This is a genomic window from Bartonella sp. AA89HNZF (assembly GCF_042196905.1).
Classification (GTDB): Bacteria; Pseudomonadota; Alphaproteobacteria; order Rhizobiales; family Rhizobiaceae; genus Bartonella.
In genome coordinates this window covers 1-26,616 of the sequence record NZ_JBHIRD010000010.1, presented here as the reverse complement: position 1 = coordinate 26,616, position 26,616 = coordinate 1, and the positions used below count along the sequence as shown (strand labels likewise).

Genomic DNA, 26,616 nt, shown 5'->3' with positions numbered 1-26,616 from the left:
TTTTTCACGTGACGCCCTCTCAACAATTACACTGTTCCCCTCAGAGATTCTACAACCAATGATATGACTTTAAATCTCTGATCAAGAGTTTGCAATAACTAGCCTTTTACAGCAGCAGCAACCTCTGCAGCAAAATCAGACTCCTCTTTTTCTACACCTTCACCTAGTGCAAAACGAATAAAGCCTGTGATTTTTGCTGGTGCACCAATTGATTTCTCAGCGTCCTTTAAAGCTGCCTCAACAGTCATATCAGGATTCATAACAAAAGCCTGTGAAAGCAAAACAACCTCTTCAAAAAATTTACGCATACGCCCTTCTACCATTTTTTCAATGATATTTTCAGGCTTTCCAGACTGACGTGCTTGATCTGAAAAAATTGCTTTTTCACGTTCAACAGCAGAAGCATCAACACCTTGTGCTGTAAGTGCTAATGGATTGGTTGCCGCAATATGCATCGCGACCTGCCGACCAAAAGCAAGAGCAGCCTCTTTATTTCCTGTTGTTTCAATCGCAACCAAAACACCAAGTTTTCCAAGCCCATCAGCCACACTATTGTGTATATAAGTCGCAACAACACCATTCTCAACAGACAATTTAGCGGAACGACGAAATGTCATATTTTCGCCAATTGTGCCAATTGCATCTTTAATTGTAAGCTCTACAGTCTTCTCAGAACCTGGATAAAGAGAAACAGAAACAGATTCAACATCCCCTGACGTATCTAAGGCAGCAGTTGCTACTTTACGCACGATGTCTTGGAATCCATCATTGCGTGCAACAAAATCTGTTTCAGAATTAATCTCAACCAAAACTGCATGTGAATCTTTTGATACGACTCCGATTAATCCCTCAGCTGCTGTACGACCAGCCTTTTTATCTGCTTTAGCTATTCCTTTTTTACGAAGCCAATCAACAGCAGCTTCCATATCACCATTGGTCTCTGCTAGGGCGGCTTTACAGTCCATCATACCAGCGCCAGATAGTTCTCGAAGTTCTTTTACTTGTGCAGCAGTAATGCTCATATTTGCCTCTTTATTTTGTAACAGTGAAAGCGTGCAAAATCCCTCTGCACGCCTATAACTTCTTCTTTAGACAATAAAAGTACCTTAATTAGGCATTTTATATTATTCAGAAACCTCTGAAACTGCATTTTCTTCCAAAATAGGCTCCACAGGTGCATCAACTTGAGCTCCTAAATCGATACCCATTGCTCCTTGCTGGCGTGCAATACCATCAAGAGCAGCACGGGCAAAAAGATCGCAATAAAGAGAAATTGCACGTGAAGCATCGTCATTACCTGGTATTGGATGTGTCACGTCATCGGGATCACAATTGGTATCAATAATAGCAATTACAGGAATACCCAAACGCTTTGCTTCTTGGAGTGCAATATTTTCTTTATTTGTATCGATAACAAATATAAGATCTGGAACAGAACCCATATCTTTAATACCACCAAGCGCACGATTAAGCTTTTCACGATCACGTTCGAGATTTAAACGTTCTTTTTTGGTAAAGCCTTGTGCTTCAGCGGCAAGAATTTTGTCAAGCTTACGCAAACGATGTATTGAATTGGAAATCGTTTTCCAATTCGTGAGCATGCCACCAAGCCAACGCGCATTAACGTAATATTGGGCAGAACGATTGGCCGCATCAGCGATAATGTCAGATGCTTGTCGTTTCGTACCAACAAAGAGAATACGACCACCACGCGCTACAGTATCTGAAACAAGTTTAAGTGCTTGATGTAAAAGTGGAACGGTCTGAGCAAGGTCAATAATATGGATATTATTACGCTGACCATAAATATAGGGAGTCATTTTGGGATTCCAGCGATGAGTCTGGTGACCAAAATGCACACCGGCTTCTAAAAGCTGGTGCATAGTAAAATCGGGTAGTGCCATAAATCTTATCCTTTCCGGTTCAACCTCCGCGGAAAAAGCAGGAAGACCTGCTACCGGCGGATGCTTGCTAGAAGTTTCTCACAGATCATTTGCAAACACCCAGACTCCGCGTGTGGAATAGCGCAAACATACTAATATTTGATTCTTTTTCAAGTTATTTTCTTTAATCATTTAATATTTGCATTTTCACATTGATTAAGATCTTTTCCAAGTTCCAAGAATTCGAGACTGTTCAATTTTGCACGCACTGAAAAAGTTCCATAATCTATATGAAGATCTCGCATGACACCATTCTCATGTAAGAGAAAACTGCTACGATAAACCGGCAAACCATCTTTATTTTCTCCATCATCAAAATAAGAAATTGTAACAGGCCAATATTCTTCTTCATCCAATTTTCTTACTTTTTCCGTTTCGCTATCAGATAAAAGCGTTTTCTTTTCCCCTATGACGATACTTTCTTTTATAACTTTATCTGCTTTATTTGTCCCATCAAATACAGTAACATTGTAAAAATGATCTCCTGCTTTTGCATGGCGGATAATATTTTTTAGTTGCATCATTGGAAATTCAGCCATTGCAAGCTTATACTCTTTTCCCTTTGGCTTTTTTAAGGTAACTATAATACCATCTTGCGTACGCTCCGCAACCCCCTCGGCACGATGCACAACCTCTTCTCCCTCTTGATCTGTAATATTAAAACGAAATGTACGGCTGTCTCCTGTTTCATAACTCGTCGTCTGTTGATCCGTCAAACGTACTGGCATATCTTCAATGTGAACACGGCTAATGAAACGAAAACGTGTGCTATAGCCCTGGCATGCCGAACCAGTGAGCTCGTAAACCATTCGTCCTGACATCGCAGAAATTGTCATTTCATGAGAAACACTATCGAGATGAAAATCATAAATTGCTCGATGAGGCACAATAAAAATGGGCTCTTCAGCTCTCGCAGTACATAAAAAAACAATATATAAAATTATTATAAATAATGATCTAATCATTCCCAACTTCCGAACTTTATCCCCGTTGCATAACATCATACAATAAGGCAAAAAAGGCTAATTTCTCAATTAACCACACATTTTCTTAAATCAAAAAATAGATTATGCAATGAATATATTATAAAGCAGCTATGGAGTTAAAATTATGACCAATATGATTGAAAAAAACTTAGAAAAATTCGGAATCACTCTTCCTGAAGTAATCTCCCCCCTTGCCAATTACATCACCACTTCACAAAGTGGCAATCAACTCTTTATTTCTGGACAACTCCCTCTTATTAATGGAAAACCTATAGCCATCGGTAAAGTTGGTGCAACTGTGAATACCGAACAAGCCCAAAAAGCATCTGAAGCTTGCGCTCTCAATATTCTCGCGCAACTCAAGGCAACTCTGGGTGACTTAAATAAAATAAAACGTGTGGTCAAAATTACTGTTTTTGTGGCTGTAGATTCTCATTTTACCGATATTCCTTTTGTTGCCAATGGAGCTTCTAATTTATTCGTCAATATCCTTGGTGAAATTGGAAAACACGCCCGTTCTGCTATTGGTGTTGCCTCTCTTCCTATGGATGTTCCTGTAGAAGTTGAAGCCATCATAGAAATCTAAACCTTCATTAAGACAGTGCATTATCCTAAATATAACTGAAATCAAAGTACTTCTTTGTCTTACACTCTGATAAACCTTGCATTTTTTCGTTTTTAAATTAGAATCTTAAACTTACGATAAAAGGAAATATTTGTATGAAACAAGCTTATGACAATAATAATATTTTTGCTAAATTGATTCGCAATGAAATCCCTTCTGTTCGTGTCTACGAAGATGATGATGTTATTGGATTTATGGATATCATGCCACAGGCACCAGGTCATACGCTGGTCATTCCTAAAAAAGGCTCTAGAAACTTACTTGATGCAGATCCTGAAACATTATTTCCTGTTATTAAAGCTGTTCAAAAAATTGCAAATGCTGTCAAAAAAGCCTTTCAAGCAGATGGCATAACTGTCATGCAATTTAATGAAGCAGCTAGTCAACAAACCGTCTATCACCTTCATTTTCATATTATACCACGTATGGAGGGAATAGAGCTTACCCCTCATAATGATATGGTAACGCCTCCAGAAACACTTGAAGAGAATGCAAAAAAAATCCGTGCAGCTTTATAACACACTTTTAAGTTGTTGTGCTTTTTTTTCCTACACGTTTTTTTGTAAAGTTTTCCATTTTACTTTTCTTTGAACTTACAGATATATCGGAAGATGAAATTTCTAACTGTAAGCTTTCTTTTTTACCATTTGATTTTTGTGTCAATACGCGAACGGTACCACCATTGCGTAACTTTCCAAATAAAATTTCATCAGCTAATGGCTTTTTAATATATTCTTGTATAACACGCCCTAATGGGCGTGCTCCCATCTGAGAATCATATCCTTTATTAGAAAGCCATAAAGTTGCAGAAGGGCTTAATTCAAAACAAATTCCCCGATCAGCTAATTGTGCTTCAAGCTGAAAAATAAATTTTTGCACTATCTGATTGATGATTAAATGAGATAAAGGTGCAAACGGAATAATTGCATCTAACCGATTACGAAATTCTGGTGTAAAGAGTCGATTGATTGCTTCTATATCCTCACCATCACGATGTACTTTCCCAAATCCAATAGCTGATTTTGCCATATCTGAAGCACCAGCATTGGTTGTCATAATCAAAATAACATTGCGGAAATCAATTTTCTTACCATTATGGTCTGTTAATCTACCATAATCCATTACCTGCAATAAAATATTAAATAACTCTGGATGCGCTTTCTCAATCTCATCTAGCAATAGAACTGCGTGAGGTTTCTGATCAACGGCATCTGTAAGGAGACCTCCTTGATCAAACCCTATATAACCTGGAGGTGCTCCGATTAAACGTGCTATCGTATGCCGTTCCATATATTCTGACATATCAAAACGCAATAATTCAATGCCTAAAGATGATGCAAGCTGTTTTGCAACTTCAGTTTTTCCTACACCTGTTGGCCCTGAAAATAAATAACTCCCTATTGGTTTATCCGGTTCGCGTAAACCTGCTCGCGCCAATTTTATGGATGAAACTAAGACGGAAATTGCCTGATCTTGACCATAAACGACATGTTTGAGTTCTCTTTCAAGCTTACTCAGTATCTTCTGATCATTCCGGGAAACTGTTTTTGGTGGAATTCTTGCAATTGTAGCAACAGTCGCTTCAATTTCTTTAACACCTATACTCTTCTTGCGTTGTTTTTGTGGCAAAAGCTTTTGCGCTGCTCCACTTTCATCAATAATATCAATTGCTTTGTCAGGTAACCTACGGTCAATTATATAACGTGAAGATAATTCTACAGATGCCTTCATCGCCTGATCTGTATATTTAATCTGATGAAAATCTTCAAAATAAGGCTTCATCCCCTGCAAAATCTTAATCGCATCTGTAACAGAAGGTTCATTAATATCAATCTTCTGAAAACGACGCTCTAAAGCACGATCTTGTTCAAAGAATTTGCGATATTCTCTGTAAGTCGTCGAACCAATACATCGCATAGTTCCAGAAGATAATACAGGTTTCAAAAGATTTGCTGCATCCATATTTCCCCCTAATGTCGCTCCTGCTCCAATTAAGGTATGAATTTCATCAATAAATAAAATAGCATCTGGATATAGCTCAAACTCTTTAATAACTTGCTTTAAGCGTTCTTCAAAATCACCGCGATAACGTGTACCTGCAACAAGTCCCCCCATATCAAGAGAAAATATTGTTGCATTTGATAAAACTTCAGGCACTTGCCCATCAACAATGCGCTTTGCCAATCCCTCAATTATAGCGGTTTTCCCCACTCCAGGATCACCAACCAAAAGCGGATTATTTTTTGACCTTCGACATAAAACCTGAATCATGCGTGAAATTTCTATTTCACGGCCAATTAATAAATCAATTTTTCCATTACGTGCTTTACAATTGAGATCAACACAATAATTCGTTAAAGCACTTGTTCCTCTTTCACCATTATCCGAAATCTGCTGATCTAATTGCTCTTCAAGTCCTTCAAGTAACATGGATAACCCATCATCACGCGTGACACCCTGTGAAATAAAACGTACAGCATCATAGCGTGTCATTCCCATCTCTTGAAGAAAATATGCTGCATGGCTTTCACGTTCAGAAAAAATTGCAACAAGAACATTTGCCCCCGATACTTCATCTTTTCCAGCCGATTGTGCATGAATCACCGCACGTTGGATAACACGCTGGAAAAAAGCTGTAGGCTTTGTATCCTCATCAGCTCTAATCTGTTCATCTAACTCTGAGCGAAGATAATTGGTTAAGCGCTCTCGCAATTCCTCCACATCTACTTGGCAAGCCTGAATAACGGAATTTGCATCGGCATCATCTAACAGCGCAAGTAGAAGATGCTCTAGTGTTGCATATTCATGGCGTGCTTGAGTAGCAATTGTTAATGCACGATGCAAAACCTCTTCAAGACTAGGTGTAAAAGATGGCATAGCTCCTCACTTCCATTCCATTACACATTGTAACGGATGTTCATTTTGACGCGCACATTTCCTCACTTGTAATATTTTCATTTCAGCGACTTCATAAGTATAAGTCCCACATTCTCCTATCCCATTGTGATGAACATTTAACATTATCCGCGTTGCCTCTTCGAAACTTTTTTTAAAAAAGTTCTTCAAAACGAAAACAACAAAATCCATAGGTGTGTAATCATCATTAAGCAAAAAAACGCGACATAATTTAGGTTTTTCAAGTTTTTCTCTAGCCTTAGGCATTATAACCGCACCATGCCTACCTTCATCCCAATTCTTGCCCTTTTCATTATGCATAATACGAGCTATAGAGTTTATTATGAGCATCTGTCCCATTATCGTTTTCCATGCAGCACATTTTTATTAATTTTAAATTCTTTCATAACTATTGCAATACCTGTTTGTATTAGAAAAAAAATTTCCTCTATGGTTAGACTTCAATCGCTCACTCATAAAATAACTTCTGTAAACAAATTAGTAATACCATTCGTCTAAACTGCATCAATAAATTACAGAAAAGGAAGCTTTATAGAAGTTTTTTAGGATAAATGGAGAAATAGGATACTGCAAGTGTATATTAATTATCAAAAAATTATGCGCTACTGTAAAACAATAGCAATTTCTTTTGTTATGTTAGCTTTTTCTTACTGTTGGGCATCCGCCACACCTCAAGGGGCCTATCCTGATAAGTATGCGGCTATTGTTATAGATGCTACTACGGGAAAAACTCTATTTCAAGCCAATGCAACACTGAAACGTTATCCTGCTTCTTTAACAAAAATGATGACATTGTACCTCCTCTTTGAAGCTATGCAGATGCGTCGTGTGACACCAAATACACCAATTCCTGTTTCACATTATGCAGCAATGCGTCCACCGACAAAAATTGGATTTAAAGCAGGCCAAACAATTTCTGCAGAATCAGCAGCTAAAGCACTCATTACAAGATCCGCAAATGATGTTGCTGCTGCCATTGCAGAATATCTTGGAGGTAGTGAAAAAAAATTCGCTCAAATGATGACAGTAAAAGCCCGTAAACTTGGCATGAAACATACACATTTTGCAAATGCTTCAGGACTTCCGGATGTGCACAATTATTCTACAGCACGAGATATAGCGACTTTATCATTAGCTTTACGTAAACATTTTCCCAAACAATATAAATTGTTCAAAACAAAAAGTTTTAATTTCCGTGGACATAAAATTAACAGCCACAATAAACTTGTTAAAATAATGAAAGGTGTCGATGGAATTAAAACAGGCTACACACAAATGTCAGGTTCTAATTTAGCAACTTCGATGCGTCTTGAGGGGCGCTCTATTGTCGCTGTTGTTATGGGAGGTAAATCATCTACTGCACGTGACGAGCATATGGCTAGCTTATTGAATCAATATTTGCCCAAAGCAAGCCAAATGAAAAGTGGTGAACGTTTAATAGCTTCTGTACGCTATCACTTACCCACTGGGGCCAATACTCCTATACCGACCATTAAAGCAGATTCAAGTAATTTTGACGATGAAATTTCGACTATGTTGACAGCATTTGCAGAACAACCTAAAAACTCCAATATCGCAATAACGGCTGTAAATAAGGTAATTATACCAATACCGAATCCTCAAAAAACTATACCAGCTGAGACTCATAAAATTGTAACAGTCTCTTTGTCCGAAAATGCCGGATGGGCTATCCAAATTGGTTCTCTTCCTAGTGAAGAACAAGCAAAAACTCTACTTTTAAAAGCAAAAAATATAGCTTTTTCTACTTTAAAGCATGCATCTTCACACATGCAACTGTTTGAAAAAAGTGGGCGGCGTTATTACCGAGCGCGCTTTACAGGGTTTCAATCAAAAAAAGCTGCATTTGATGCTTGCTCTACATTAAAGAAAGCAAATTTTAACTGCTATACTGTAGCCTACTAAAAATTTTTGAATTCTGCGTTAAGGATAGTATTATGACAGATAATGCTTTTGCTTCATTCCATAAAAAAGAAATTTTATTGAAGCAATCATCCCTCCTTTCATTGCGTTCTCTTCACGATGCTGCCGCAAAACTTACTGGTTTAAAATATAATTCGACAGCATTAGATACACAGTCTCTTGTTAACCTTCTCATTTGCCAAACAATGCGTAACCGTCGTCTCATAATGCCTCCTGTACGCATTCATTTACGCGTTGCGAGCCAAACTGGTAATGTGCCTATTAAAATCCGTTTAGGAGCAACAAATATTTAATTCTACAGACCCTCTCTAAAAAATTATTTTATTATTAACCATTATCTACAGCCTTAGAAAACCTTTTGATAAACATACTTTTTTCTTAAATTGTTGAATTTTTCTGACAGCTTTTCCAACTATCCAATATCTCCAAGTTTTTAATAAAAACATTGTTAAGGACATAAAAATACCCAATATTTTTCCACTTTTTGGATTTAATATAAAAAATTGTCCTTGATATCTTTCTGGAAAAAATGAATAGCTTCATTAGATGAAAGCTTATCATTTGATGGGATTATTGTAAAAGTTCAATAAAGAAAATCTCTCTTAATAACGCTCCCCATACAACATAAACGCTGTAAAAAAACAATCTCACTCCTCTTACTTGTATTTATGTCAAAAGGCACAGAAAATTGGAAAATACAAATACTATCGATGAAAAAACGTAAACAAATTATCAGATTAAATATTATAATAACGATTTCCATAAGATTTTAATTTATAATTATAATTTATTTTTTGCATATTGAATAAGAGATTTTCGTAAAATGCTCTTATTTTACTTCTTATATTGAATCAGTCAAAATCGCTCGCTTGCTCATCACGAGAAAAATTGGCATATAAACTATTTAAAAAAGGATGATAGTGCTGGTTTTCTCCCTTTATAAATAAAAATGCTAATACTCTATAGATTTTATACCATCCATGGAAAACTTACATTATATTATTCATATGCAAGATACTGATTTATAAAGATAATTAATTATTTTGCATGTTAGATGAGAATCTCGAATATCGTAAGATTCTCTCATTAAAAATCTGTTTATGTTGAATCAATCAAAACCGTCTCTTGCATGTTATGAGCGAGATTAGTGTGTAGCGTGAAACTGTACCAAAAAGACTAAAAATGCCTATAATGAACCGTTTCAAATGCCAAGAGCTTTGTCCCTGTACAGAGGGGCGGCTCTGGCAAAGTGTGCAACCATGCCAGCGTACTCTTTTTATTAAGCATAAAGATGGGGACAGCTCAATGGATTTACCGTTATATCATTCACAGGTGCCATCGTGAAATGAGCTTGGGAGCGTTGAGAGATATTTTTTTAAAACGAACTCACGAACGCGTAACACGATAATGTTCTATTGTGTGCATTCTATTCTCATGAGAATTTTTATAAATATTTCTTAATGTATACGTTATTATTTATTTTAATTTTTTTGTCGGTAAAAAATTTATAAATAAAAAAGATATTTCCAATATATCTCTTAATTATTGTAAATTAGTGTTTTTTTTCAAGGCATTTTTTACCATACTAGGTAGAAAAAACTTCACTTTTAAAAAATTAAAGTCTTTAAAACTCTACTCTCTTCATCATAATTATTCAGATTTAAAACAAATTTTCCTTGGATACTCAGGCATAATCTTCCATTACTTAAAAGATATATGGCTATGGAAACTTTTTAAAGCCATAAAACCCAGCTAAAAATAATGGCAGATTGATCACTAACTTTACTTTACGCTTTCTTATTTTTTCCAAATTACACTTTTTCCCCACTTTAGAGACAAATCAAACAGATGCACAACACTCTCCCCTCCAAGCTTGCATGCAACACCTATTATTCGTTAAGAAAACACTGAATGATCTCAGATTTATTTCAAACTACTGCTGCATTAAAGTGGAATTTTAATTTAAAGGAACAAAAAACATAAGCTTTATTAGGAAATACGATCTCTCTCCAAAAAGTCCAGTTATGGATTGAAAAATGTTCCAGCTCTTAACAAGATATCGCATTGACTGCAAGACCACCTTTACTTGTCTCTTTATAGCGTTCACTCATATCATAACCAGTCTGGCGCATTGTTTCTATACAAGCATCAAGAGAAACAAAATGATCTCCATTACCATATAATGCAAGAGAAGAAGCCGTTACCGCCTTAACAGCTCCCATTGCATTACGCTCAATACAAGGCACTTGTACAAGACCTGCAACAGGATCACATGTCATTCCCAAGTGATGTTCAAGCGCAATTTCTGCCGCATTTTCAATTTGAGCTGGTGTTCCACCTAACGCTGCGGTCAACCCTGCTGCGGCCATTGAAGATGCCGTTCCAACTTCACCTTGACACCCAACTTCTGCACCAGAAATAGAGGCATTATGTTTGATAACACCGCCTATAGCTGCTGCCGTTAATAGAAAATTATGTATTCCCTCTCGATCTGAATCATCATTAAACTGAAGATAATAACGCAAAACGGCTGGGACGACACCGGCTGCTCCATTTGTTGGTGCTGTAACAACACGACCACCCGCTGCATTTTCCTCATTGACTGCTATAGCATATACCGAAAGCCAATCATTTGCCCAAAGTGGATAATTGTAATTTTTCTTTTGTTTTTCCAAAAGCGTTTCATGCAGCTTTTTAGCGCGCCTTAGAACACGCAATCCACCAGGCAACTCACCTTCTTGTGAAAGACCTCTATCAATGCAATTTGTCATAGCTGAAAAAATTTCATCAAGCCCTACATCAAGAGAAAAACGCTCTATCTTTGTTTCTTCATTTAAGCGCTTCATTTCAGCAATTGAAAGTCCTGATTTTTCTGCCATTGATAACATTGTACAAGCAGAATCGAATGGATATGGTACCTCAAATGCTTCTGGTTGTATATTATCATTCATATGGCTTAATTCATCCTCAGTCACAACAAAGCCACCACCGATAGAATAATAAATCTGCCGCAACAGAACATTCCCATCAGTATCAAGTCCTTCAAAGGCTAGTCCATTTGTATGTCCAGGGAGGATTTGCTTTCGTTCAAAAATAAGATCACGTTGCACATCAAACTGATAAGCGGGATGACCTTCTGGTTGCACTTTTTTTTCACGTATAACTTTTTCTAACAAAAACCCCATGCTATCAGGATCAACAGTAGAAGCTTTTTCTCCTAAAAGTCCTAATATGATAGCTCTATCTGTCGCATGACCAATACCTGTGAAAGCTAAAGAACCATAAAGATAAACACGTATACGAGAAACTTGGTTATCAGATAACTGAGAAAAATCTCGTATCCTTTGCAAAAACATATTAGCCGCTGTCATCGGCCCCATCGTATGTGAGCTAGAAGGACCAATACCAATTTTAAAAAGTTCAAAAACAGATAAAAACACGAACCACCTCAAAACTCCAATATGGTCTGAGTATACGCTTTTCTATAACGTTTGTCCTGTTTAAAATCAAATTGCGAGATAGAGTAAAAAAATGATAGCAATAAACACGAATGTTGCTCGTCTTGCTACCACCCAACACCCTCTTTCTATAGTGCTTTCCATTAGCCAACCTTCAAAACGAACAATGCCCTTAGAGTCATCACTCTCTTAATGTTTCGAACGTAGTAAAATAAGTGTTAATATGCAACATCATAATTTAATAAGAATGAAAAAATTCTACCAAGCATATTTTTCATAATGCACCAAGTTCTTCAAAGTATATGCTTAATGATATAAAATATTTTATGGACATGCTTCGATGAAACGTACAAAGTTTTCTAACGGTTCTCGTTCTGTCTCAAAATTGTTTTCTGGAGCACTCATATCGCGATAACCAAGTGCCATACCACAGATAATATTCCGATCAGAAGGTACAGATAAAAGCGTACGAATTTGTTTATGATAATCAGCAAAAGCTGCTTGGGGACAGGTATCCAATCCAAATCCACGTGCTGCTAACATAATGGTCTGCATAAACATACCCAAATCAAGCCAACTCCCTATTTCCATGTCGTGATCCATTGTAAATAAGAGTCCTACAGGTGCATCAAAAAATAAAAAATTTCGTGCTTTTTGATGAAGCATTTTTTCTTCATCTCCTTTTTGAATTCCAAGACTCTGATAAAGATCCAAACCAACTTTTCGACGCCTTGAAATATAAGGCTCACGCCACTGACGTGGATAATAACTATATTCACGCTCTCCTTTTACACCTGAAAGCACAAGTTGTGAAAGCTCTTGCCCTACTTTCTGTAATACACTTCCTGTAAGCACAATCACTTGCCATGGCTGAATATTTGTTCCAGATGGTGCACGTGCTGCAAGTTTTAAGATTTCTTTGATTGTTTCCAAGCTAACTGGCTGATCAGTAAAAGCGCGAATTGACTTTCGTGACAATATAGATTGAAAAACACTCATAGGAGAAACTGTCATTGTTTTTACTTTCTTTATGAAAAATAGTTTTTTCTTATCAAGAATAATATACTGCGAAAATACCTTTGCAGCTTTTTCAAACACTCTATTTCTTTAAATGACTTACACATTTCACGCAGTGGTAAATATTCCCCTTAGAGACGGTATAATCTATCTCTTTTAAGAGAAAGAAATTAGTCTAAAAGAAGACAAAATAAATTTATAATCAATGACTACCCCCCAACTCCGCTAAGCTCTCAAAAAAACTCTCTTCAATTCGTTCTAAATCCTGTAGAAGATCATCAACATCATGCTGCATCTGCTTTAAATCAGTTCGTTTTTTATGAATTCCTGCAATTAATTTCTTAAGCTTTTTCTCATTATCAGGTGGTTTTCCAACCATTGTCAAAATATCAGATATTTCAGACAACGAAAATTTAACTCTTTTAGTACACAGGATTTGTTTTAACTTATGACGACCCGTTTATGTATAAAGCCGTGTATTTGCAAACCGAAAAGGGATAAGAAGTCCCTCTTCTTCATAGCAAAGTTCGAGCTATTATTGAAAACTCACGTGTTAATTTTCCAATTGAATAACATTCGTACATTTTATTATTCTGTCTGCATAGATCACATTGTTATAAGAAATATGTCTATTTTTTATAAAACTTAGTGAGCACCTTAATCTCTAATTTTCTGCATTCTACTTTAGAAGAAAATACATTCACAAACATTGTATAGTAGAGAATCAATTATTTTTATATTACAGAAAGACTATTGATCTTTCATTATAAGTCCTTTTAAATCTTTATAGAAGATATCAATCAGAAATTTTCCTAAAATTCAAAATCAATCATTATTTGATTTGTAGATAATCAACTCTTTTCCTTGAATATGTTTTTTGAGTTTCACATACTTGGGAAAAAACTTTCTATACTGCCTTCAGAAATAAGAAAACTTTAAAATGAAGCAACAAGAAAGATAAGCATCATTACAAAACAATAAGCTACTAAAGATGTTAAAAATAACTATCGCCTTATAATTTTTGATATTTTTCAAGAGAATATACAACTTCTGCATTTCGAAATAAGAAAACGTCTGAACTTTCTATTCAGACGTTTTTTTATTATGTGATGTTGTATTTAAATTATTCAGCAACAGCCCCGGTTGTCATATTTGTCAACATAGCCTTAGCCACTTCGTTATTACTAGACTTACGCTGCTCATCTACAATCAAATCATCACGAACTGCAGCAATACGACGGATTTGAGAAATTGTACCACCCGTACCTGCTGGAATAAGACGACCGACAATAACGTTCTCTTTAAGTCCTTGCAAAGTATCAATTTTACCAGAAACTGCTGCTTCAGTAAGAACACGTGTTGTTTCCTGAAACGATGCCGCCGAAATGAAAGAAGGCGTTTGAAGAGAAGCTTTTGTAATTCCAAGAAGAATAGGATTACCAGATGCAGGTTTCTTCCCTTCTGCAATCAAATTATCATTGATTTCATCAAGTTCAATACGATCAACATTATCACCTGGAATATAACCAGAATCTCCAGATTCAGTAATTTCAACTTTTTGCAACATTTGACGAACAATCACTTCAATGTGCTTATCATTAATAAGAACTCCCTGCAAACGATAAACCTCCTGAATCTCATTAACAAGATAAGATGCCAAAGCCTCAACTCCCTTAATCGCCAAGATGTCATGAGGTGCTGGATTCCCATCAAGGATATAATCCCCCTTTTCAATTTGATCGCCTTCTTGGAAGTGGAACAACTTACCTTTTGGAATCAAGTATTCTACTGCCTCAAGAGTTTCATCATTTGGTTCAATAATGATACGACGTTTATTCTTATAACCACGGCCAAACCGAATTGTACCACTAACTTCAGCAATAATCGCATGATCCTTTGGACGACGCGCTTCAAAAAGCTCAGCCACACGAGGAAGACCACCCGTAATATCTTTCGTTTTGGCACTTTCCATTGGCAAACGAGCAATAACATCACCAGCCTTAACATGAGCACCAAGTTCAACAGAAAGAATAGTTTCCACTGACATCATATAACGGGCTTCACCTCCCTTATACAATTTAGCAATAGATTCACCTTCTTTATCCGTGTGAATAATAATGGCTGGTTTAAGATCCGCACCACGTGGATTAGCGCGCCAATCAATCACCAAACGCTTCGTAATACCCGTAGATTCATCAGCTGTTTCAGTGACAGATAAACCATCAATCATATCTTCAAAACCCACATAGCCTTCAACTTCCGTTAAAATTGGACGTGTATAAGGATCCCATTCTGCTATACGTTGGCCACGTTTAACCACATCACCATCATCAACAAAAATATGAGCACCATAGCTAACACGATGTACAACGCGCTCTTTTCCTAACTCATCCTTGATAAGGATAGCCATATTACGCCCCATAACAACCAAATGGCCTTCAGAGTTACGAACCACATTACGATTACGAATTTCCACCTTACCTTCATAAGATGCCTCTAAATACGATGAATCCACAACCTGCGCAGTTCCTCCTAAGTGGAAAGTACGCATAGTAAGCTGTGTTCCCGGCTCACCAATGGATTGAGCAGCAATAACACCAACGGCTTCTCCCTGATTAACAGGTGTTCCACGCGCCAAATCACGACCATAGCATTTTGCACAAACACCAAGACGTGTTTCACATGTTAATGCAGAACGAATTTGAACAGATTGAATCCCAGCTGCTTCAATCTTCGCAACATCAGCTTCCTCAATCATTGCTCCACCTTCAAGGATAACCTTTCCAGAGACAGGATGTAGAATATCAACAAGCGCTGTACGACCAAGAATTCTTTGCCCAAGGGAGGCAACAATTTGTCCTGCATCAACAATCGGCTGCATGGTAAGCCCTTTTGCGGTACCACAATCAACTGCTGAAATAATAGCATCCTGTGCAACATCAACAAGACGCCGCGTTAAATAACCAGAGTTCGCCGTCTTTAACGCAGTATCAGCAAGTCCTTTACGTGCACCATGCGTGGAATTGAAGTATTCATTAACAGTTAGACCTTCTTTAAAATTTGAAATAATGGGTGTTTCAATAATTTCACCCGATGGTTTTGCCATTAATCCACGCATACCGGCCAATTGTCTCATCTGGTTAGCAGAACCACGAGCACCAGAGTGCGACATCATATAGATCGAATTCATCGGTCGTTGACGACCTGTTTTAGGATCAAAATCGACGGCTTGAATACGTTTCATCATTTCATCTGCGACGCGATCTGTACATTTACCCCAAGCATCTACAACCTTATTGTATTTTTCACCTTGTGTAATCAAACCATCATTATATTGCTGTTCGTACTCCTTAGCCAAAGCTTCTGTTTCTGCAACTAAACGCGACTTACTATCAGGAATAACCATATCGTCCTTACCGAATGAAATTCCTGCACGACAAGCATAAGAAAAGCCAAGCTGCATAATACGGTCACAAAAAATAACCGTCTCTTTTTGTCCACAGTGCCGATAAACATGATCAATCATTTTAGAAATGTTCTTTTTCGTCATCTCTTGATTGACAATATCAAATGAGATATCCGCATTTCTTGGCAAAAGCTCACCGATAATCAAACGACCAGGTGTCGTATCATAAAGTTTAGAAACTTCTTTTCCATCCTTCCCCATATTCTTAACACGGCCTTTAATCTTCGTATGAAGCGTTACAACCTTATTTTCTAAAGCATAATGAAGCTCACCTATATCAGAAAAAGCCATTCCCTCACCTGGTTCTTTTTCAGAAACAATCGAAAGATAATAAAGACCAAGAACCATATCCTGTGATGGAACAATAATGGGAGCTCCATTAGCTGGATGAAGAATATTATTGGTTGACATCATTAAAACACGGGCTTCAAGCTGTGCTTCAAGAGAAAGCGGAACATGAACCGCCATCTGATCTCCATCAAAATCTGCATTAAAAGCAGTGCACACCAGCGGATGAAGCTGGATAGCTTTCCCTTCAATCAAGATAGGTTCAAAAGCCTGAATCCCCAAGCGGTGCAATGTTGGTGCACGATTGAGCAAAACAGGGTGTTCACGAATAACCTCATCCAAGATATCCCAAACTTCTGGATGTTCTTTTTCAACAAGCTTCTTTGCCTGCTTTACCGTTGATGAATAGCCTTTTGCATCAAGCCGCGCATAAATAAAAGGCTTAAATAATTCAAGAGCCATTTTTTTGGGAAGACCACATTGATGCAATTTTAATTCAGGACCCGTCACGATAACAGAACGCCCCGAGTAATCAACACGCTTCCCAAGTAAGTTCTGACGAAAACGTCCTTGCTTGCCCTTCAACATATCTGATAAAGACTTAAGAGGACGTTTATTGGCTCCAGTAATCACACGCCCACGCCGTCCATTATCAAACAATGCATCAACAGCTTCTTGTACCATACGCTTTTCATTGCGCACGATAATTCCAGGAGCACGCAATTCAATCAGCCGTTTCAAGCGGTTATTACGATTAATAACACGCCGATAAAGATCATTCAGATCTGATGTCGCAAAACGCCCACCATCAAGCGGAACCAATGGACGCAAATCCGGTGGAATAACCGGAATTGTTTTCATAATCATCCACTCTGGCTTATTTCCAGATTCAAGAAAATTTTCAACGATTTTAAGTCGTTTAATCAATTTTTTCTGCTTTAACTCTGAAGTTGTTTCAGCTAATTCAAGACGCAAATCATTAGCGATTTTATCTAACTCCATACTAGCTAAAAGCTCGTAAATAGCTTCAGCGCCAATCATAGCTGTAAACTGATCTTCTCCAAATTCATCAATAGCAAGCATATATTCTTCTTCAGAAAGAAGCTGATGGAGCTTAAGAGACGTCAATCCTGGTTCGGTTACAATATAATTCTCAAAATAAAGAACCCGTTCAATATCTTTTAAAGTTAAATCTAAAAGTGTAGAAATACGACCTGGTAATGATTTAAGAAACCATATATGCGCAACGGGTGCCGCAAGTTCAATATGCCCCATACGCTCACGACGTACGCGGGAAAGAGTAACCTCTACACCACACTTTTCACAAATAATGCCCTTATACTTCATGCGTTTATATTTGCCACATAGACATTCATAGTCCTTAATAGGGCCAAATATACGTGCACAAAAAAGACCATCACGCTCTGGTTTAAACGTCCGATAATTAATCGTCTCAGGCTTCTTAATCTCACCATACGACCAGGACAAAATTTTCTCAGGACTCGCAATAGAAATACGAATAGAGTCAAATGTCTGCGCTGGCGCTTGAGGATTGAAAAGATTCATGACCTCGTGGTTCATGCTGTTCTCCTTCAAAGATTCTTAGAACCTGTTGTAATATCTCATTTATTTTATAACAGATCTTCTTTAAAATACATTTACTTTTAAAAACAACCTGTATAGCCTTAATAAGGTTATTGAGCCTCTTAAAGTAATAAGAGCGCAGCCTTTTTCTAGTGCGCTCCTTGAATTATTATTCTGTCGTATCAGACAATGCCCGCTGTGCAATAAGTTCACGCGCATCATCAAGCTCCACATTAAGAGCAAGTGAGCGCATTTCTTTTACCAACACATTAAAGCTTTCGGGTATACCTGCCTCAAATGTATCATCACCACGCACAATTGCCTCATAGACTTTTGTTCGACCAGCCACATCATCTGATTTTACTGTTAGCATCTCCTGCAAAGTGTATGCAGCACCATAAGCTTCAAGTGCCCAAACCTCCATTTCACCAAAACGCTGACCACCAAATTGTGCCTTACCTCCTAATGGCTGCTGCGTAACAAGTGAATAGGGACCAATAGAACGTGCATGAATCTTATCATCAACAAGGTGATGCAATTTCAACATGTAAATATATCCCACCGTTACTGGACGATCAAAAGGCTCCCCAGTACGACCATCATAAAGCGTAACCTGCCCTGAACTATCTAATCCTGCGTCTTCCAGCATCATGTTAATATCAGACTCATGTGCTCCATCAAAAACAGGCGTTGCAATTGAAACCCCTTTCTTCATCTGTAAAGCCAATTTGTAAAGGCTTTCATTATCATACTGACGGACTGGCTCATTATGATTATCATCAGGCATAAGATTTTCAATACGCTGACGCAAAGGAAGTATATCTCCAGTTTCTTGATATAACTCTAACAAATCGCCAATCTTCTTGCCCATCCCGGCACATGCCCAACCAAGGTGCGTCTCAAGAATTTGTCCAACATTCATACGACTAGGCACACCAAGTGGATTCAAGACGATATCAGCATGGGTCCCATCTTCAAGAAATGGCATATCTTCTACGGGAAGAATACGTGAAACAACACCCTTATTCCCGTGACGCCCCGCCATCTTATCACCTGGTTGGATTTTGCGTTTCACAGCCACAAAAACCTTCACCATTTTCATGACACCAGGAGGCATTTCATCACCTCTTTGGACTTTTTCAACTTTATCCATAAAGCGACGTTGTAATGCTTCTTTTGATTCATCATATTGCTTACGCAAAGCTTCAATTTCATTTTGAAGCTTTTCATCCTCAACAGCAAATTGCCACCACTGTGATCGTGGATAATGCCCCATTACTGTACTATCAAGCTTTTTACTACCCGAAAAGCCTTTCGGACCTTCTACAGCAACTTTACCTGTCAACATATCGGTAAGACGCGCATAAACATTGCGATCAAGAATCGACTGTTCATCATCACGATCTTTTGCTAAACGCTCAATTTCTTCACGCTCAATTGCCATCGCACGTTCATCTTTTTCCACGCCATGGCGATTAAAAACGCGAACTTCAACAACAGTACCAAAAGTCCCAGGAGGCATACGCATAGAAGTATCACGAACATCAGATGCCTTTTCTCCAAAGATTGCACGCAGAAGCTTTTCTTCCGGCGTCATGGGACTTTCACCTTTTGGGGTAATCTTTCCAACTAAAATATCACCTGGTTGAACTTCAGCACCAATATAAATAATGCCAGCTTCATCAAGGTTTCTTAACGCTTCTTCCGCAACATTAGGAATGTCGCGCGTAATTTCCTCAGGTCCAAGTTTTGTATCGCGTGCCGCAACTTCAAATTCCTCAATATGAATTGAAGTAAACACATCATCAGCAACAATGCGCTCGGATAACAAAATAGAATCTTCATAATTGTATCCATTCCAAGGCATAAATGCTACGAGAACATTCCGCCCAAGAGCTAAATCACCAAGATCCGTGGATGGACCATCTGCAATGATATCGCCTTTCTCTACCCTATCACCGACATGTACAAGAGGACGCTGATTAATACAAGTGGACTGATTAGAACGCTGAAATTTCTGTAAACGGTAAATATCAACGCCTGATTTTGAAGGATCTAAATCTTCTGTTGCACGAATAACAATACGGGTAGCATCGACTTGATCAACAACACCACTACGTTTTGCACTCACAGCAGCTCCTGAATCGCGTGCAACAACGGATTCCATTCCCGTACCAACAAAGGGTGCCTCAGCGCGTACAAGAGGAACTGCCTGACGCTGCATGTTCGATCCCATCAACGCACGATTCGCATCATCATTTTCCAAAAATGGAATAAGCGCTGCTGCAACTGAAACCAACTGTTTTGGTGAAACATCCATCAAATCAACATGATCGCGTGGCGCCATTAAAACTTCACCTGCATGACGGCAAACAACAAACTCTTCTATAAAGCGGCCTTCACTATCTAATGAAGAATTAGCTTGAGCTACATAATGCTTTGCTTCTTCCATCGCTGAAAGATAAATAACTTCTTTTGTGACTTTACCATCAATAATTTTTCGATATGGGCTTTCAATAAAGCCATATTTGTTAACTCGCGCAAATGTTGCTAAGGAGTTAATCAGACCAATATTGGGGCCTTCTGGTGTTTCAATCGGACAAATACGACCATAATGCGTAGGATGGACGTCACGAACTTCAAAACCCGCACGTTCACGAGTCAAACCACCTGGACCAAGAGCAGAAAGACGGCGTTTATGGGTAATTTCTGACAATGGATTGGTTTGATCCATAAACTGAGACAATTGTGAAGACCCAAAAAATTCACGGACCGCTGCTGCCGCAGGCTTTGCATTAATCAAATCCTGTGGCATAACTGTATCAATTTCAACCGATGACATACGCTCTTTTATCGCACGCTCCATACGAAGAAGACCAATGCGATATTGATTTTCCATCAACTCCCCGACGGAACGAACACGACGGTTGCCAAGATTATCAATATCATCAATTTCACCACGTCCATCACGCAATTCAACCAACATCTTAACAACAGCAATAATATCCTCTTGGCGTAAAATGCGAACTGTGTCTGGACAATCAAGATCCATACGTAAATTCATCTTAACACGCCCGACAGCGGAAAGATCATAACGCTCTGGATCAAAAAACAATGAATGGAACATTGCTTCTGCTGTATCGATTGTTGGTGGTTCACCTGGACGCATCACCCGGTAAATATCAAATAACGCATCCTGCCGACTTTCATTTTTATCTACCTTCAAAGTATTGCGGATGTAAGCGCCAATATTCATGTGATCAATATCAAGAATATTGACTTGATCAGCACTAACATCGAGCAGAATTTTTAATACTTTTTCGTCAATTTCATCACCAGCTTCAAGGTAGATTTCACCTGTTTCGTAATTGACGATATCTTCGGCTAGATAACAACCTAATAAATCATCTTCACTAACTTTAACCGCTTTAAGTCCTTTTTCTACCAAAGACTTTGCAGTACGAACTGTTAATTTTTTACCAGCCTCCGCAACGACTTCACCACTATCTGCATCTATAAGATCAGAAATGAGCTTCATTCCTTTAAAGCGATCCACAGAATAAGGAACACGCCATCCTTCTCCATCACGCTCATAAGTCACTTTATCATAAAACGTCGATAAAATATCCGACGCATCCATACCTAATGCCATCAAAAGACTAGTAACAGGAATCTTGCGCCGTCGATCAATACGCGCATAAATGATATCTTTAGCATCAAACTCAATGTCAAGCCAAGAACCACGATATGGAATAACACGAGCAGCAAAAAGAAGCTTTCCTGATGAATGGGACTTTCCTTTATCATGGTCAAAAAAGACACCAGGAGAACGATGCATCTGAGAAACAATAACACGCTCCGTACCATTAACAATAAAGGTACCATTCGTCGTCATTAAAGGCATATCGCCCATATAAACGCCTTGCTCTTTAATATCTTTGATATCTTTGGAGCCAGTATCCTCATCAACATCAAAAACAATCAAACGCAATATGACCTTTAATGGGGCAGCATAAGTTAAATCACGTTGACGGCACTCTTCAACATCAAATTTTGGTAAATCAAATTCATAACCTACAAACTCAAGCATAGCTGTCCCGGAAAAATCTGAAATAGGAAAAACCGATTTAAAAACAGCTTGCAAACCTTCATCTGGTCGCCCACCTTTCGGTTCCTCAACCATGAGAAATTGATCGTATGAGGCTTTTTGAACCTCAATAAGATTCGGCATTTCTGCTACTTCAGGAATCTTACCAAAAAATTTCCGTACGCGCTTACGACCATTGAATTGAGACATCATTGCGTGAGTCTGAGCCATCGTCGCTCCTTGATCTTTACTGTTCAAGGTAGACCAACCTTGAAAGCCTTATACCATTAACCTGCATATGCAGACCAGTTCACTTGACACTCATAATGAGCATCATTAACTTTCCCCACCAACATAAGTCATTTATCTCTTTGACTCTATGATGAAGGGGGAAGTAATCCAAACCTATCCCATTCCTGTTACGAAACCATTGGGAAAAGGTTTTTTACTCATTATTTTCCCTCTTTGTATTAAGAGAAAGAAAATCGGCGAACATAAATGTTCGCCGATAAAATTAAATTTACTTAAGTTCAACTTTAGCACCAGCAGCTTCAAGTTGAGATTTAATTTTCTCTGCCTCTTCTTTAGAAGCACCTTCTTTAATAGGCTTGGGTGCTCCTTCAACCAGATCTTTAGCTTCTTTAAGACCAAGTCCAGTAAGGGCACGAACTTCTTTAATAACATTAATTTTTTGTGCGCCACCTTCAACAAGAATAACATCAAATTCTGTTTTTTCTTCAGCAGCTGGAGCAGCAGCACCAGCAACAGCAGCGACAGCTACAGGAGCAGCAGCCGAAACCCCCCACTTTTCTTCAAGTAACTTAGAAAGCTCAGCAGCTTCCAAAAGGGTTAGATTAGAAAGGTCTTCTACGATCTTCTCTAGATCAGCCATTTTTAAATTCCTTCAATTAAAAGATTTGAACCATTATTAAAACTTATCCAAAAAAACAGAAAAGCATTAAAGCTTTTCCATAAACATGAATACAAACAGCCTTAAGCCGCCTTATCCTCCTGAGCATATGCTCCAATGACACGCGCAACCTGACCAGCAGGGGCATTAACAACCTGTGCAATACGGGTCGCAGGGGTAGAAATCATACCCACAAGTTTTGCACGCAACTCGTTTAATGAAGGCAATGAAGCCAATGACTTCACAGCATCTACACTTAAACTTGTTGCACCCATTGAACCACCAAGGATGACAAATTTGTCATTGCTTTTCGCAAAATCAACAGCAACTTTTGGTGCTGTGATTGGATCTTCTGAATAAGCAATAAGTGTTTGTCCGGTAAACAAACCCACTATCGATTCAGATTCCGTGCCCTGAAGAGCGATTTTAGCAAGACGGTTTTTGGCGACCTTAACGGCACCGCCAGCTTCACCCATTTTCGAACGCAGATCATTCATCTGTGAAACTGTCAGACCGGAATAATGTGCAACAACAACAGAACCAGACTTCCGAAAAGCCTCGTTAAGCCATGTAACAAATTCGCGTTTTTCCGCTCTATTCACTGTCTCTCTCCATTTAACAGATTTGCTTAGAACAAACCTGTTGGTTACCTTTGATAACATAAAATACTTCATGTCACCGATGAGGATCCTGTCCCCTTTTTCACGCACAGCGTTCAAAGGCAACCTTGGCTCAAACCCTTTAAGTCTTTTAACTCTCAGTTTTTACCCCAGTCTCATGCAGGCTTTTTTGATTAAGATACTTAAAAGTATCACCTACAATCTCGGACAGGATATTCCGGAATTTCTTCCGGTACAACCTAAGCTCTATAAAGCTTAGATAGCTAGCTGATCAAAACCAGCATTTAAAATACAATTTTGATGTTCACATACCCCAAAACAAAATTATAAATCAGCTTATACTGTCTCTGAACGAACTGTTGCTGGATCAACTTTAACACCAATCCCCATAGTCGAAGAAACAGCAACGCGCTTAATATACTCACCTTTTGCACCTTGCGGCTTAGCTTTAATAACTGCACTTGCAAAGGCTTTTATATTTTCTACGATTTTTTCAACACCAAAAGAAGCCTTACCAATACCAGCATGCACAATACCGGCTTTTTCAACACGAAACTCAACAGCACCACCCTTAGACGCTTTGACAGCACCAGCAACATCAAGTGTTACAGTACCAACTTTGGGATTGGGCATCAAACTCCGTGGACCAAGAATCTTACCAAGACGACCAACAAGAGGCATCATGTCTGGTGTTGCAATACAACGATCAAAATCTATAGTCCCTCTATTAACGCTTTCAAATAAATCTTCGGCACCCACAATATCAGCTCCTGCCGCCTTAGCTTCCTCAGCCTTATCCCCACGAGCAAAAACGGCAACACGAATATTTCTTCCTGTTCCATTAGGCAAATGAGCAACACCTCGAACCATTTGATCAGCATGACGAGGATCAACACCCAAATTCATTGAAATTTCGATTGTTTCATCAAATTTAGCAACGGCACGCTCCTTAACCATTAAAACAGCATCTTTTAAAGCGTAAAGTTCACTAAAATCGATATCTTTTCGGATATTTTTTATTCTCTTTGCTACTTTTGCCATAATACTAGCCCACCACTTCCAAACCCATCGAGCGAGCAGAACCTTCAACCATACGCATCGCTGCCTCAATGTCATTTGCATTAAGATCTTTCATCTTTGATTCCGCAATCGAACGAATTTTATCGCGAGAAATGCTTCCTACAGACACTTTACCAGGCTCTTTTGAGCCAGATTTCAGGTTTGCTTCCTTCTTTAAAAAGAATGATACAGGAGGCGTCTTGAGAGAAAATGTGAAAGATTTATCTTGGTAATACGTAATAACAACTGGAATCGGTGCCCCCTTTTCCATTTCTTGTGTCGCTGCATTAAACGCCTTACAAAATTCCATGATATTAATACCACGCTGCCCAAGAGCTGGACCAATCGGTGGAGATGGAGTAGCAGCTCCTGCAGGGACCTGCAACTTAAGCTGACCTATACTTTTTTTTGCCATAACAATCTGCCTTTAATTTCACTGGTATACTGACAATTCATCTTGCCCGTCACCCGCTTGCAGTCACGTGGTTCGGATCATTAAGCCGACAAAAGCTATAAATCACCTCCCACTCCTTCCTTAAAGTAATAAAAACTACTCTAAGTTTAATCAGAGTTTTTCAACCTGACCAAATTCCAAATCAACAGGCGTAGGACGCCCAAAAATAAGCACTTCAACCTTAAGACGAGAGCGCTCTTCTTCAACCTCTTGAACAATTCCATTAAACGAAACAAAAGGACCATCAGCAACGCGAACTTGCTCTCCAACCTCAAACAATACAGAAGACTTTGGAGACTCAACCCTTTCCTGAACTTGTTTGAGAATTTGCTCAACCTCTCGATCAGAAATGGGAACAGGACGCGCATCCGATCCTAAAAAACCTGTCACTTTAGGCGTATTCTTAATAAGATGATAAACTTCATCTGTTAACTCAGCACGAACAAGAACATAACCAGGAAAAAATTTTCGCTCAGTATCAACTTTGCGTCCACGACGAACCTCTACAACACGCTCTGTTGGAACAAAAATCTTTTCAAAAAGATGATCAAGTCCCTTCTGCTTTGCCTCCTTATCAATAGCTTCCGCTACTTTCTTTTCAAAATTTGAATATGCCTGAACAATATACCAACGAGCTGCCACAGTCACACTTCCTTACATTCTCAACTAAAAAGATATTTCAGAAGATCAATAACCCGCCAAACACCAAAATGCATAACCTGATCCACAATAAAAAAGAAAGCTGAAGCCAATGCAGTTACCAACAAAACCATAATAGTAGAAATAACCGTCTCACGACGTGTAGGCCATTTCACTTTAATTGTTTCTGCATAAACCTGCTTCAAAAAGGTAATCGGATTGGTTTTAGATGCCATCGTCACACTATACTCTCTCTAGTCCTATTGTGTTTTATAGAACAAAATAAACAGAAAAAAATGCAAAAGCCAACTTTCAGACTTATGCAATTTCCTTACTTTCTATTCAATACCGTTTCACACACAAAAAAACAAGCCCCATATCAAAAAAAGCGAAAAAGGCAGCAAAATCCACTCCCTTATATGTAAAATCCCCCTTTGGCAGGGGCAGCAGGACTTGAACCCGCGACCTGCGGTTTTGGAGACCGCCGCTCTACCAACTGAGCTATACCCCTAACTCTCAAAATTAAAATACTTTTAACACCCCTTTAACAAGCATTATTTATTCAATGATCTTAGAGACGATACCGGCACCAACAGTACGACCACCTTCACGAATAGCAAAAC

Annotated in this window: 20 protein-coding genes, 1 tRNA gene and 1 pseudogene; 4 read left to right on the top strand and 18 right to left on the bottom strand. The window is 38.4% G+C overall.

What is annotated here, in order from left to right:
* Window positions 1-98: 98 nt before the first annotated feature.
* The 3 genes from tsf to ACFIN0_RS05880 form a co-directional block, all read right to left on the bottom strand.
* The gene (gene tsf, locus ACFIN0_RS05890) at window positions 99-1,022 is read right to left on the bottom strand and encodes a translation elongation factor Ts (protein ID WP_375607216.1); all 924 of its coding nucleotides are present in this window, start codon (window positions 1,020-1,022) and stop codon (window positions 99-101) included.
* 102 nt (window positions 1,023-1,124) lie between these two features.
* Window positions 1,125-1,904 carry a 30S ribosomal protein S2 gene (rpsB, locus tag ACFIN0_RS05885; RefSeq protein ID WP_273788135.1) on the bottom strand — a complete coding sequence of 260 codons (780 nt, stop codon included), beginning with the start codon at window positions 1,902-1,904 and terminating at the stop codon, window positions 1,125-1,127.
* 167 nt (window positions 1,905-2,071) lie between these two features.
* A complete protein-coding gene (locus tag ACFIN0_RS05880) occupies window positions 2,072-2,908 on the bottom strand; it encodes a cell envelope integrity EipB family protein (protein ID WP_375702117.1) in 837 nt (278 codons plus the stop codon).
* 145 nt (window positions 2,909-3,053) lie between these two features.
* Between ACFIN0_RS05880 and ACFIN0_RS05875 the strand changes: the two genes are divergently transcribed.
* Both ACFIN0_RS05875 and ACFIN0_RS05870 read left to right on the top strand, forming a co-directional pair.
* Complete coding sequence (locus tag ACFIN0_RS05875; RefSeq protein ID WP_375607219.1) at window positions 3,054-3,515, top strand: RidA family protein; 462 nt, start codon at window positions 3,054-3,056, stop codon at window positions 3,513-3,515.
* Window positions 3,516-3,649: 134 nt separating this feature from the next.
* Window positions 3,650-4,072 (top strand): HIT family protein, encoded by a 423-nt coding sequence (locus ACFIN0_RS05870; RefSeq protein ID WP_375702116.1) that lies wholly within the window; start codon window positions 3,650-3,652, stop codon window positions 4,070-4,072.
* A gap of 7 nt (window positions 4,073-4,079) precedes the next feature.
* Here ACFIN0_RS05870 and clpA read toward each other — a convergent pair whose 3' ends face one another.
* Window positions 4,080-6,431, bottom strand: a complete 2,352-nt coding sequence (gene clpA / locus ACFIN0_RS05865) for an ATP-dependent Clp protease ATP-binding subunit ClpA (protein ID WP_375686657.1) — start codon at window positions 6,429-6,431, stop codon at window positions 4,080-4,082.
* A 6-nt stretch (window positions 6,432-6,437) separates the two neighbouring features.
* Window positions 6,438-6,809 carry an ATP-dependent Clp protease adapter ClpS gene (gene clpS / locus ACFIN0_RS05860; protein ID WP_375702115.1) on the bottom strand — a complete coding sequence of 124 codons (372 nt, stop codon included), beginning with the start codon at window positions 6,807-6,809 and terminating at the stop codon, window positions 6,438-6,440.
* 234 nt (window positions 6,810-7,043) lie between these two features.
* On the opposite strand from clpS, the gene ACFIN0_RS05855 reads away from it, so the two are divergent.
* Together ACFIN0_RS05855 and ACFIN0_RS05850 are read left to right on the top strand one after the other, a co-directional pair.
* Window positions 7,044-8,393, top strand: coding sequence for a D-alanyl-D-alanine carboxypeptidase (locus ACFIN0_RS05855; RefSeq protein ID WP_375607223.1), 1,350 nt, complete (start codon window positions 7,044-7,046; stop codon window positions 8,391-8,393).
* Window positions 8,394-8,425: 32 nt separating this feature from the next.
* Window positions 8,426-8,704, top strand: a complete 279-nt coding sequence (locus ACFIN0_RS05850; protein ID WP_273790659.1) for a hypothetical protein — start codon at window positions 8,426-8,428, stop codon at window positions 8,702-8,704.
* Window positions 8,705-10,459: 1,755 nt separating this feature from the next.
* Here the strand turns inward: ACFIN0_RS05850 and ACFIN0_RS05845 are convergent.
* From ACFIN0_RS05845 to ACFIN0_RS05785, 13 genes and pseudogenes are all read right to left on the bottom strand, one after another.
* Window positions 10,460-11,851 carry an L-serine ammonia-lyase gene (locus ACFIN0_RS05845; protein WP_375702114.1) on the bottom strand — a complete coding sequence of 464 codons (1,392 nt, stop codon included), beginning with the start codon at window positions 11,849-11,851 and terminating at the stop codon, window positions 10,460-10,462.
* A 342-nt stretch (window positions 11,852-12,193) separates the two neighbouring features.
* A complete protein-coding gene (locus ACFIN0_RS05840; protein WP_375607225.1) occupies window positions 12,194-12,883 on the bottom strand; it encodes a nitroreductase in 690 nt (229 codons plus the stop codon).
* Between the two features lie 205 nt (window positions 12,884-13,088).
* Window positions 13,089-13,292, bottom strand: a complete 204-nt coding sequence (locus ACFIN0_RS05835; protein WP_375702113.1) for a hypothetical protein — start codon at window positions 13,290-13,292, stop codon at window positions 13,089-13,091.
* A gap of 717 nt (window positions 13,293-14,009) precedes the next feature.
* On the bottom strand, window positions 14,010-18,221 hold the full coding sequence (gene rpoC / locus ACFIN0_RS05830) for a DNA-directed RNA polymerase subunit beta' (protein WP_375607227.1): 4,212 nt from the start codon (window positions 18,219-18,221) through the stop codon (window positions 14,010-14,012).
* A 172-nt stretch (window positions 18,222-18,393) separates the two neighbouring features.
* Window positions 18,394-22,542: a DNA-directed RNA polymerase subunit beta gene (gene rpoB / locus ACFIN0_RS05825; RefSeq protein ID WP_375614670.1), complete on the bottom strand. Its 4,149-nt coding sequence runs from the start codon at window positions 22,540-22,542 to the stop codon at window positions 18,394-18,396.
* Between the two features lie 289 nt (window positions 22,543-22,831).
* Window positions 22,832-23,203 carry a 50S ribosomal protein L7/L12 gene (rplL, locus tag ACFIN0_RS05820; RefSeq protein WP_012755028.1) on the bottom strand — a complete coding sequence of 124 codons (372 nt, stop codon included), beginning with the start codon at window positions 23,201-23,203 and terminating at the stop codon, window positions 22,832-22,834.
* Between the two features lie 101 nt (window positions 23,204-23,304).
* Window positions 23,305-23,823, bottom strand: coding sequence for a 50S ribosomal protein L10 (gene rplJ / locus ACFIN0_RS05815; protein ID WP_375607229.1), 519 nt, complete (start codon window positions 23,821-23,823; stop codon window positions 23,305-23,307).
* Window positions 23,824-24,177: 354 nt separating this feature from the next.
* Window positions 24,178-24,882: a 50S ribosomal protein L1 gene (rplA, locus tag ACFIN0_RS05810; protein ID WP_375607230.1), complete on the bottom strand. Its 705-nt coding sequence runs from the start codon at window positions 24,880-24,882 to the stop codon at window positions 24,178-24,180.
* A gap of 4 nt (window positions 24,883-24,886) precedes the next feature.
* The gene (gene rplK / locus ACFIN0_RS05805; protein ID WP_273723157.1) at window positions 24,887-25,315 is read right to left on the bottom strand and encodes a 50S ribosomal protein L11; all 429 of its coding nucleotides are present in this window, start codon (window positions 25,313-25,315) and stop codon (window positions 24,887-24,889) included.
* A 150-nt stretch (window positions 25,316-25,465) separates the two neighbouring features.
* Window positions 25,466-25,996 (bottom strand): transcription termination/antitermination protein NusG, encoded by a 531-nt coding sequence (nusG, locus tag ACFIN0_RS05800; protein ID WP_273790740.1) that lies wholly within the window; start codon window positions 25,994-25,996, stop codon window positions 25,466-25,468.
* 20 nt (window positions 25,997-26,016) lie between these two features.
* On the bottom strand, window positions 26,017-26,229 hold the full coding sequence (gene secE / locus ACFIN0_RS05795) for a preprotein translocase subunit SecE (RefSeq protein WP_273790652.1): 213 nt from the start codon (window positions 26,227-26,229) through the stop codon (window positions 26,017-26,019).
* 199 nt (window positions 26,230-26,428) lie between these two features.
* A tRNA-Trp gene (locus tag ACFIN0_RS05790) sits at window positions 26,429-26,504 on the bottom strand.
* A gap of 47 nt (window positions 26,505-26,551) precedes the next feature.
* A pseudogene (locus ACFIN0_RS05785) lies at window positions 26,552-26,616 on the bottom strand (elongation factor Tu); the annotation flags it as partial.